The sequence below is a fragment of the Cupriavidus sp. 2SB genome (assembly GCF_005503625.1).
GTDB lineage: Bacteria > Pseudomonadota > Gammaproteobacteria > Burkholderiales > Burkholderiaceae > Cupriavidus.
Map to the genome: position 1 here is coordinate 1 of NZ_SCMX01000136.1, position 8,459 is coordinate 8,459.

Here is an 8,459-nt window from a genome sequence, read left to right on the forward strand (position 1 = left end):
GGGGATGCGTGTGGCGGGTGTTGCTCCCCTCTCCCGCCTTGCGGGAGAGGGGAGCAAACCAGCGGGAGAGGGGCGTAGCCCGTGCCTCACCCCAACATATCCCCCCAGATACTCCTCGCCCAAGCCACTCCGTACTGCCCCTCCAGTGCCGAAGGTGCCGTCGACAACCCGCCTGATCCCGGTACGGTCAGCATCGTCTTCTCCGTGGCGTCGTAGCGATGGACGCTGGCGATGTGGATGGCCTCGGTGGCCGACGTGAAGCTGTAGCAGGTATTGGTATAAAGCGGCGCCGGGTCTGGCTGGCGCCCGGCGAGCAACTGGAGGATGGCGGCGGCCGCCACCTTGCCGTGCTGGCTCGCCATCGTGCCGGACTTGGGCATGAGCGGCGCGATCTGGATCGCGTCGCCGAGTACGTGGATATCCGATGCCACACGCGAAGCCATGGTCAGGAAGTCCACCTCGCACCAGCGCCCGTTGGCCGTGGCGAGCCCAGCGGAGACGGCGATCGCGCCCGCACGCTGGGGCGGCAGGATATTGATGACGTCCGCCCGCACATCGTCCTGGACATCGAACTTGATCGTGCGCGTGACGGGATCGAGGTCCACGGTCTCATGCTGGGGCCGGTACTCGATCATGCCAGCGTAGCGCGTTTTCCAGACCTCGCGGAACAGCGCGCCCTTCGACGTGATATCGGCATTGGCGTCGAGCACCAGCACCTTGCCGCGCGGCTTGTGCTGCTTCAAATAGTCCGCCACCACGCAGGCGCGCTCGTACGGTCCCGGCGGGCAGCGGTACGGCGCGAGCGGGATCGTGATGGCAAAGGTGCCGCCGTCTGGCATCGCCGCGAGTTGTCGGCGCAGTGTCTCGGTCTCCGGACCCGCCTTCCACGCATGGACGAACTGGCTGCCTGCCGGCGTGGCCAGCCCCGGAATCGCACTGCGTTGCATCTCCACGCCGGGCGACAGCACGAGCCGGTCGTAGGGCAGTGTTGTGCCACCGGCCAGCCGGACCTGCCGTCGCGATGTGTCGATGGCGGTGGCGTGGTCGCGCACCACCTTCACGCCGTGCCGGCTGGTGAGCTTGTCATAGGCGATGGTGAGGTCGCCCAGTTGTCGGAAGCCCCCAACCACAAGGTTCGACAGCGGGCAGGAAACGAACGCGGCGTCCGGCTCAACAAGCGTGACATCCACCGCACCCTGGCTCCATGTGCGCAGATAGCGCGCCGCCGTGGCGCCGCCATATCCGCCGCCGATCACCACAACGCGTGCGGGTGCGGCGGCGCGGGCCATGGCGGGCGTGAGCATCCCGAAGGCCGAGGCGGCCAGCGCCGCCTTCAATACCGAGCGTCTGTGCATGGGCTATTTCTGATCCGCGAACCACGCGGCGATGGCGAGGATATCGGCGTCGCTGTAGCCCTTGGCGATCTGTGGCATCACGGTGCCCGGGCGCTTGCCATTCTTGTACTCGAGCATGATCTCGGTCAGCTCCGCACGAGGCCGGCCGGCCAGGGGAGGCACGGGACTGTCGGCGGGCGGGCGGCCATCGGTGCCGTGGCAGACGGCGCATGAGGCGGCCTGGTTGCGTGCCTGCTCCACGCGGGCACGCTGGGCTTCGATGGTCAGCTTGCCAGCATCGGCTGGCCCCGCAGTCATCGGCGCCGAAGCGGGTTGTGGGGATTGCGCCCACGCCATCGATGACAGGGACGCCAGCGCCATCGCGACGACACCGGCCATCCAGCGGGAGGACAACAGGTAACGCGGCGAAGGCTGCATGGCGATGCTCCGGTGGGGGCGACTTTTTCTGTCTTGTCCGATTCAGCTTAGGGCAGGTTGCGGCCCGGCGGCAACGCCACTGGCGACGTGACCGGCGCAGCCACAGGGCTTGTGGTGGCGCCCGACGAACCCATCGAGGCCGGGGCGTCCGACGTGACCGGCGCGTTGGGCTGGCTGCCCGGCACGGTCTGCACCGGGGCCGGCGTACCCACGGCATCGCTGCCCGTGTTGCCGTTCTGCGAACTGGAGGCCTGGTCCAGGCGGGCGCGCTCCGCTTCGCTCACGTAGTCGAACACCTTGACCACTTTCTGCACGCCGCTGGCATTGCGGGCCACGTCGGTAGCCTTGTCGCCCTCGCTTGTGGTGAGCACACCCATCAGGTACACCACGCCGTTCTCGGTGGTGACCTTGATCGAGTTGGCCGGCACGCCGTCCGCCGTCACCAGCAGCGTCTTGACCTTGCTGGTCAGGTACGTGTCGTTGCTGCGCGTCATGAAGTCAGGCGAAGTCGAGACTTCAAGCTCGTTCACCACCTCGCGCGCGTTGGGCAGGCCGCGTACATACTGCTCGATCTGCTGCTTGATCTGCGCGTTGGCCGCCTGGCCCGTCAGCAGTACCTTGCGGTTGAACACCGACGTGTTCACACGCGCCTGACTGCTGCTGTAGCGCGTGCTGAGCGTGCTCTCGATCTCCAGCTGCAGGCCGCGGTCGATGGTCTGCGTGCCCGTGGGCCGGCGATCGGTGGCCATGACCACGCCGGTGCCCACCGCACCAGCCAGTACCGGAAAGCAGCCGGCCAGTTGCGTGGCCGATACCACCAGGGCCGCCACGGTCACGGCCGTGCGCGCGGCGCGGGCCAGGGATGTCGTCTTCTGCGGAATCACGTTCGTCATGCGGTATATGGGTTCTGGGTAACGGGTGGAATGCCCGATTGGGTGGATCAGGGAATGCCTGTGTTTCATGCGGCGGGCGCAACAGCCGGCAGCCCCGCCTGTGGATATGGCTGTGGACTACCACTCAATATCTGTGCATAGCCTGTGGGCAGTCATGTGGATAACCCGGGATAACCTCGGCCATCTGCGTCATGCCTCTCCCAGGAGCGCTTCGTCGATCCCGTCGCACAGGCAGTGCAGTGTCAGGAGGTGTACTTCCTGAATGCGCGCCGTGCGGTCGCTGGGCGCGCACAGATGGATATCAAATTCTTCGAGCAGCGTGGCGATGCGTCCGCCGCCCTTTCCCGTCAATGCCACCACCGACATATCGCGCTGGTGCGCGGCCTGAATTGCCGCCACCACGTTGGCCGAATCGCCCGATGTCGACAGTGCCAGCAGGATATCGCCAGGCTGGCCCAGCGCCTCCACCTGCTTCGAGAACACCACGGAAAAATCGTAGTCGTTGCCGATGGCGGTCAGGATCGAGCTGTCGGTCGTCAGCGCAATCGCCGCCAGCCCCGGCCGCTCGCGTTCGAAGCGGCCGATCAGTTCTGCGGCGAAATGCTGCGCATCGGCCGCCGAGCCGCCGTTGCCGCAAGCCAGGATCTTGTTGCCGCTGGTCAGCGCCATCACCATGCGTTCCACGGCGGCGTCGATGTGCGGCGCCAGCAACGCGGCGGCATGCCGCTTGGTGTCGGCACTGTCCAGAAAATGCTGCTCGATGCTTTCAATGCTCATGGTCTAGTGTGACATCTGCACAATCCCGCGCATTATGACGCACGCATCGCGCAGGTGTTCCCGTCGAGTGAGGTCAGGTCGAACGCGCCGGGCAGCCACTCCAGCCGCCCAGGCTCCATCGCCACCACATCTATCCGGCAAGGTGGCACCCGATCGAGCGTGGCCAGGTAATGCGTGGCGGCCAGCAGTACGCGACGCTGCTTGGCTGGCGTGATGCTTTGCGCCGCCCCGCCGAAGCCGCGCCCGCCCCGCTGCCGTACCTCGACGAACACCAGCGTATCGTCCGGTGCGCGCATGATCAGGTCGATCTCGCCGCCTTTGCAGCGATAATTGCGCTCGATGGGCGCCAGGCCCTGCCGCTTCAGGTAGGCCAGCGCCCGGTCTTCCGCCAGCGCGCCGCGTGCCGTGGCCGTTTGTTGGCCTGTCTGTGTCGCCGTGCGGGTGGTCGATTGGAATGAGCGATTCAAAGGAAGTTCTCAAGCATGAGTGAATGGAACCAGCTGGCAGCCGGCCAGACCTACCCGCCCGGTACGCTCTACGTGGTGGCCACCCCGATCGGCAACGTCGCGGACCTGTCGCTGCGCGCGCTGCACGTGCTCGGCCTGGTGGATGCCATCGCCTGCGAAGACACGCGCAACACCGGGCAACTGCTGTCGCGCGTGGGGCTGCAACGTCCGCTGGTGGCTGTTCACGAGCACAACGAACGCGAAGCGGCTGGCAAGATCGTCGAACGGCTGCAGGCCGGCGAACGCATCGCCTATGTCTCCGATGCCGGCACGCCCGGCATTTCCGATCCTGGCGCGCGGCTGGTGGAAGTGGTGCGCGGCGCGGGTCTGAAGGTAGTGCCGCTGCCGGGTCCGAGCGCGGCGGTGACCGCGCTGTCCGTGGCGGGCGACATGCTTGAAGCCGGCGAAGGCCGCTTCAGCTTCATCGGATTCCTGCCCGGCAAGCCCAAGGCCCGCAACGACGCCATCACCGGGCTGGCTGCGCTCGATCATGCCTGGATCGTCTACGAGGCGCCGCACCGCATTGCCGATACGCTCGCTGCGCTGGCCGAGATCCTGCCGGCCACGCGCCGCATCCTGATCGGACGCGAGCTGACCAAGCTCTTCGAGGAAACGCCGGTCATGACCGTGGCCGAGGCGCCAGCGTGGCTGGCCGCCGAAGCTTCGCGCGGCAAAGGCGAGTTCGTACTGGTGATAGAGGGTGCGGGCCGTGCCGAACGAGCCGACGATGGCGCGCCCGATGCCGAGGCGCAGCGCGTGCTGAAACTGTTGCTGGCCGAGTTGCCAGCCAAGCGCGCCGCCAAGCTGGCGGCGTCGGTCACTGGCGCCAAGACCGATGCGCTGTACAAGCTGGCGCTGGCGATGCGCGGCGAGGACGATGCCGGTAACGAGGACTGAAACGAGGGTCGAAACGACAAACGGCACGCGCCGGAGCGTCGTGCCGTTTGAGACAAATCTGAAAATGCGAAGCTGAGGAAGGATGGCCGGGACATCGATGAGGGAGGGTTGACCGTTCCGCATCGCCCGTGGACGTCCTACTTGCGCTTCCTGGCCGTGGATTTCGCCTTGGCCTTGGCTTTGGACTTGGCCGGAACCAGCGTGCTGGCCGTTTCCGGCAAGTCGTCCGCGCCGCTGCCGTCGCCCGCCTCGGAGCCGCCAGCCTCGATGTTCGGACCCAGCGCCGCCACTTCGGTACGCGACAACCGGCGAATTTCTACCTGCGTCGCACCGTGATCCACGAAGTTCAGGCGCTTGGCCGCTGCATACGACAGGTCCAGGACCCGGTTGCCGTGATACGGGCCGCGATCGTTGATTCGCACCACCGCCACCTTGTTGTTGCGCAGGTTGCGCACCAGCACCCAGCTATCCAGCGGCAGCGACGGGTGGGCGGCGGTCATCGCACGCATGTCGAAGCGCTCGCCATTGGCAGTCTTGCGGCCATGGAAACCCTTGCCGTACCAGGACGCCATGCCGCGCTGCTCGAACGTACCCATGTCAGCGCGCAGGCCGTCGATCGACGATTGCGAAGGTGCATTGTCATCCGGCAGACCGAAGAGGTTCCAGCTGCCGCGATCATCGGACTTGGTCGCCGTGCCCGCGGACTTGTCGGTCTTGGGCTTCGACTTTGCCGTGCGCGTGGAGAGCGCAGTCGAAGTATCCGACGCGGTATCGCCCTCCCCCCCCGGTGGCGTCGCGCACGCAGCCATCACCAGCGCCGACACGATGATGGCGCATTGACGAAGGAAGCGATTGGACCCGGGCGCATCGGTGCGCACGGACCCCGGACGGAAGAGGGGCAGACTGATCATGCGCGCAGTCTAACATCGGTCGTTTGAAGCTATCACCTTGATTTTGTTACGAAATCTAATGCAACCGCATTCAAACGCCCGTCAATTCCCCGCAATCCACCGCCTGGCAAGGGATTGCGCCGATTGCCGCAACGCCCAATCCAAGTGATCGTCATGTAACTTTGAGAATCGTCTCAACTCCGATTCAAACGTTTCAGCCTTCAGTCAGTGACCGCCGCCGGCATATCAGACGGCTACAATGGCCCACCCCCGAAACCCTGCCGAACGTTCCGGATCGGGTGCAAAATGCCCCCGTTTCGCATGCCCTATCGCGCACAAAAATGAAAGTCCTCCTCATTCCCGTCACGCCATTCCAGCAGAATTGTTCGCTGCTGATCGACGACGCTACGCAGCGCGCTGCAGTGTGCGATCCGGGCGGCGACCTCAACCGCATCGCCGAAGCCATCGCCGAGCACGGCGTCACCCTGGAGAAGATCTTTCTGACGCACGGCCACGTGGATCACTGCGCGGGCGCCGCGGCACTGGCGCGGCAGTTTGGCGTGCCAATCGAAGGGCCGCACGAGGACGAGCGGTTCTGGATCGAGCAGTTGCCGGAGCAGACGCGGCGCTTCGGCTTTGGGCATGCCGAGGTGTTCGAGCCGGATCGCTGGCTGGTGAACGGCGATACGGTGACGTTCGGCAGCGAGACGCTGGAGGTCTATCACTGCCCCGGCCATACGCCAGGCCACGTGGTGTTTTTCTCGCGCCCGAACAAGGTGGCGATCGTGGGAGACGTGTTGTTCGCCGGGTCGATCGGACGCACGGATTTTCCGCGCGGCAACCACGCCGACCTGATTCGCTCGATCCGTACGCATCTGTGGCCGCTGGGCGAGGACGTGACGTTCGTGCCGGGCCACGGGCCGGTATCCACGTTTGGCGAGGAACGCCGCAACAATCCGTTTGTGGCGGACCATCTGATCGACGCGGCCTGACGCATGGCGAAAAAACAGGCACCCGATACGCGCCCCGAGATCTACGTCAGCACCGATGTCGAGGCGGACGGGCCGATTCCCGGCCCACACTCGATGCTGTCGTTTGCCTCCGTGGCGATGCTGGCGGACAAGACCGTGCTCGGCACCTTCTCTGCCAACCTCGAAACGCTGCCCGGCGCCACCGGCCATCCCGTGCAGGTGGCATGGTGGAAAACGCAGCCCGACGCCTGGGCCGCCTGCCGGCGTGACCTGGAGCGCCCCGAAGACGTGATGCCGCGCTACGTGGAATGGGTGGAGAGCCTGCCCGGCAAGCCAGTCTTCATCGCGTTCCCGGCCGGGTTCGATTTCACGTGGATGTTCTGGTACATGATGCGCTTCGCTGGCCGGTCGCCGTTCGGCTGGGCGGCGCTGGACATCAAGACGATGGGCTTCGCGCTGACCGGCCGGCCCTTCCGGAAATCGGTCAAGGCCGCCTTCCCGGCGCATTGGCACGACCCGCTGCCGCACACCCATATCGCCCTCGACGATGCCCGCGAGCAAGGCGCGCTGTTCTGCAACATGCTCGCCGAATTGCGTACGCGGGAAACCCGGCTGGCGCAGTTGGACGCCACCAGCATCGAAACCAGCGAAAGCGATTCCTCACCTCCGGCCTCGCAGCCAGACTGAGTGTCTGGGCGTACGCGACATCGGGACCACATTTCCGCCCCGTCTCCTATATTGGAAGTGTGCAAACGACGGCGCTGGGGAAATGTCCCACGGCGATCCCACCGGGTGAGCAACAGTGCGCCGAGGAGGTGTGACCATGCGATTCCATCCCGATCTCCACTTCAAGGACGCTGCCGGCAAGTTGCACTGGCCACACTGGTCACATGGCGCGCACGCGCGCCCCGATGTCGTCGTTCATCATCATTCGGTCACGGAAGATGCCGAGGTTGCCCAGGCGCTGGTCTATGTCAGCGTCATCACGGCACTCGTGCTGCTGGCCGTGCTGGCCGGCATCAGTTTCGGTCAGGAGGCCATGCACTGGCTGGGTGTTGCATAAACGACGACTCGCCTGAAGCGATTCGCCTGACTGACCGGCCGGCCTCCGTTTCGGAGGCCGGTTTTATTTGTGCGACGCAGCGAAGGGATTTACTTCAGCAGCGGCTCGACGTTTTCCGGCGGTCGACCAATGACCGCGCGGCGGTTGCGTACGACCACGGGACGTTGCAGCAGAATGGGGTTGTCGGCCACGGCAGCCAGCAGTTCGGCGTCGGTCAGGCCCTCGTCGGCCAGATCCAGCTCCTTGTAGGCGTCCTCGCCGTTGCGGATCATCTCGCGCACCGGCACGCCCAGCATCGTATGCAGCTGACGCAGCGTGGCCAGCGATGGCGGCGCTTTCAGGTATTCGACGATCTCCACCGGCTCGCCCAGACGCTCGGCGGCGCTCTCCACCAGGGTCAGGGTCTCGCGCGATTTGGAGCAACGCGGGTTGTGATAGATCGTGATCATGGCTTCCTCCAGCCTGCTTGCAGATTCGGGGGCACGCCGTTGGTTTGCCCCCGTCGGATTGCACCATTTCTGCGCTTTTGAATATCCCCGCATCATATACAACCCGGCACGCCCCGGTCGCGGTAAGGTTTCGGTGTGGCGCGCGCACCTCGCTCTGCGTTGCCGCGCATCGCTGATCCATTGCCATGGCATCCCGCCGTGGTGTTTCCCTGCCAAGAACCATCGTGTCCTCCGCTGCCGC

At 65.5% G+C, this 8,459-nt stretch carries 11 protein-coding genes; 4 read left to right on the forward strand and 7 right to left on the reverse strand.

Features of this window, described 5'->3' with window-relative positions; genetic code table 11:
- Positions 1-86: 86 nt before the first annotated feature.
- The 5 genes from FFS21_RS31175 to FFS21_RS31195 all read right to left on the reverse strand — a co-directional run bounded on the left by FFS21_RS31175 (position 87) and on the right by FFS21_RS31195 (position 3,909).
- Entirely contained in the window at positions 87-1,355 is a 1,269-nt protein-coding gene (locus FFS21_RS31175; RefSeq protein ID WP_137928535.1) for an NAD(P)/FAD-dependent oxidoreductase, read from the reverse strand.
- 3 nt (positions 1,356-1,358) lie between these two features.
- A complete protein-coding gene (locus tag FFS21_RS31180; protein ID WP_237380200.1) occupies positions 1,359-1,772 on the reverse strand; it encodes a c-type cytochrome in 414 nt (137 codons plus the stop codon).
- Positions 1,773-1,819: 47 nt separating this feature from the next.
- A complete protein-coding gene (locus tag FFS21_RS31185) occupies positions 1,820-2,665 on the reverse strand; it encodes a BON domain-containing protein (protein ID WP_137928536.1) in 846 nt (281 codons plus the stop codon).
- A 189-nt stretch (positions 2,666-2,854) separates the two neighbouring features.
- Positions 2,855-3,442, reverse strand: a complete 588-nt coding sequence (locus FFS21_RS31190) for a phosphoheptose isomerase (protein WP_137928537.1) — start codon at positions 3,440-3,442, stop codon at positions 2,855-2,857.
- Positions 3,443-3,474: 32 nt separating this feature from the next.
- Positions 3,475-3,909: a YraN family protein gene (locus FFS21_RS31195; protein WP_137928538.1), complete on the reverse strand. Its 435-nt coding sequence runs from the start codon at positions 3,907-3,909 to the stop codon at positions 3,475-3,477.
- Positions 3,910-3,924: 15 nt separating this feature from the next.
- Between FFS21_RS31195 and rsmI the strand changes: the two genes are divergently transcribed.
- Positions 3,925-4,845 (forward strand): 16S rRNA (cytidine(1402)-2'-O)-methyltransferase, encoded by a 921-nt coding sequence (gene rsmI, locus FFS21_RS31200; protein ID WP_137928539.1) that lies wholly within the window; start codon positions 3,925-3,927, stop codon positions 4,843-4,845.
- Positions 4,846-4,982: 137 nt separating this feature from the next.
- On the opposite strand, the gene FFS21_RS31205 is transcribed toward rsmI, so the two are convergent.
- Entirely contained in the window at positions 4,983-5,756 is a 774-nt protein-coding gene (locus tag FFS21_RS31205) for a septal ring lytic transglycosylase RlpA family protein (RefSeq protein WP_171020533.1), read from the reverse strand.
- A gap of 320 nt (positions 5,757-6,076) precedes the next feature.
- Between FFS21_RS31205 and FFS21_RS31210 the strand changes: the two genes are divergently transcribed.
- The 3 genes from FFS21_RS31210 (at position 6,077) to FFS21_RS31220 (ending at position 7,769) form a co-directional block, all read left to right on the forward strand.
- Positions 6,077-6,727: an MBL fold metallo-hydrolase gene (locus tag FFS21_RS31210; protein WP_137928540.1), complete on the forward strand. Its 651-nt coding sequence runs from the start codon at positions 6,077-6,079 to the stop codon at positions 6,725-6,727.
- A gap of 3 nt (positions 6,728-6,730) precedes the next feature.
- Positions 6,731-7,393, forward strand: a complete 663-nt coding sequence (locus FFS21_RS31215; RefSeq protein ID WP_137928541.1) for a 3'-5' exonuclease family protein — start codon at positions 6,731-6,733, stop codon at positions 7,391-7,393.
- A gap of 136 nt (positions 7,394-7,529) precedes the next feature.
- Complete coding sequence (locus FFS21_RS31220) at positions 7,530-7,769, forward strand: hypothetical protein (protein ID WP_137928542.1); 240 nt, start codon at positions 7,530-7,532, stop codon at positions 7,767-7,769.
- An 89-nt stretch (positions 7,770-7,858) separates the two neighbouring features.
- On the opposite strand, the gene arsC is transcribed toward FFS21_RS31220, so the two are convergent.
- Entirely contained in the window at positions 7,859-8,218 is a 360-nt protein-coding gene (gene arsC, locus FFS21_RS31225) for an arsenate reductase (glutaredoxin) (protein ID WP_137928543.1), read from the reverse strand.
- Positions 8,219-8,459: the final 241 nt, after the last annotated feature.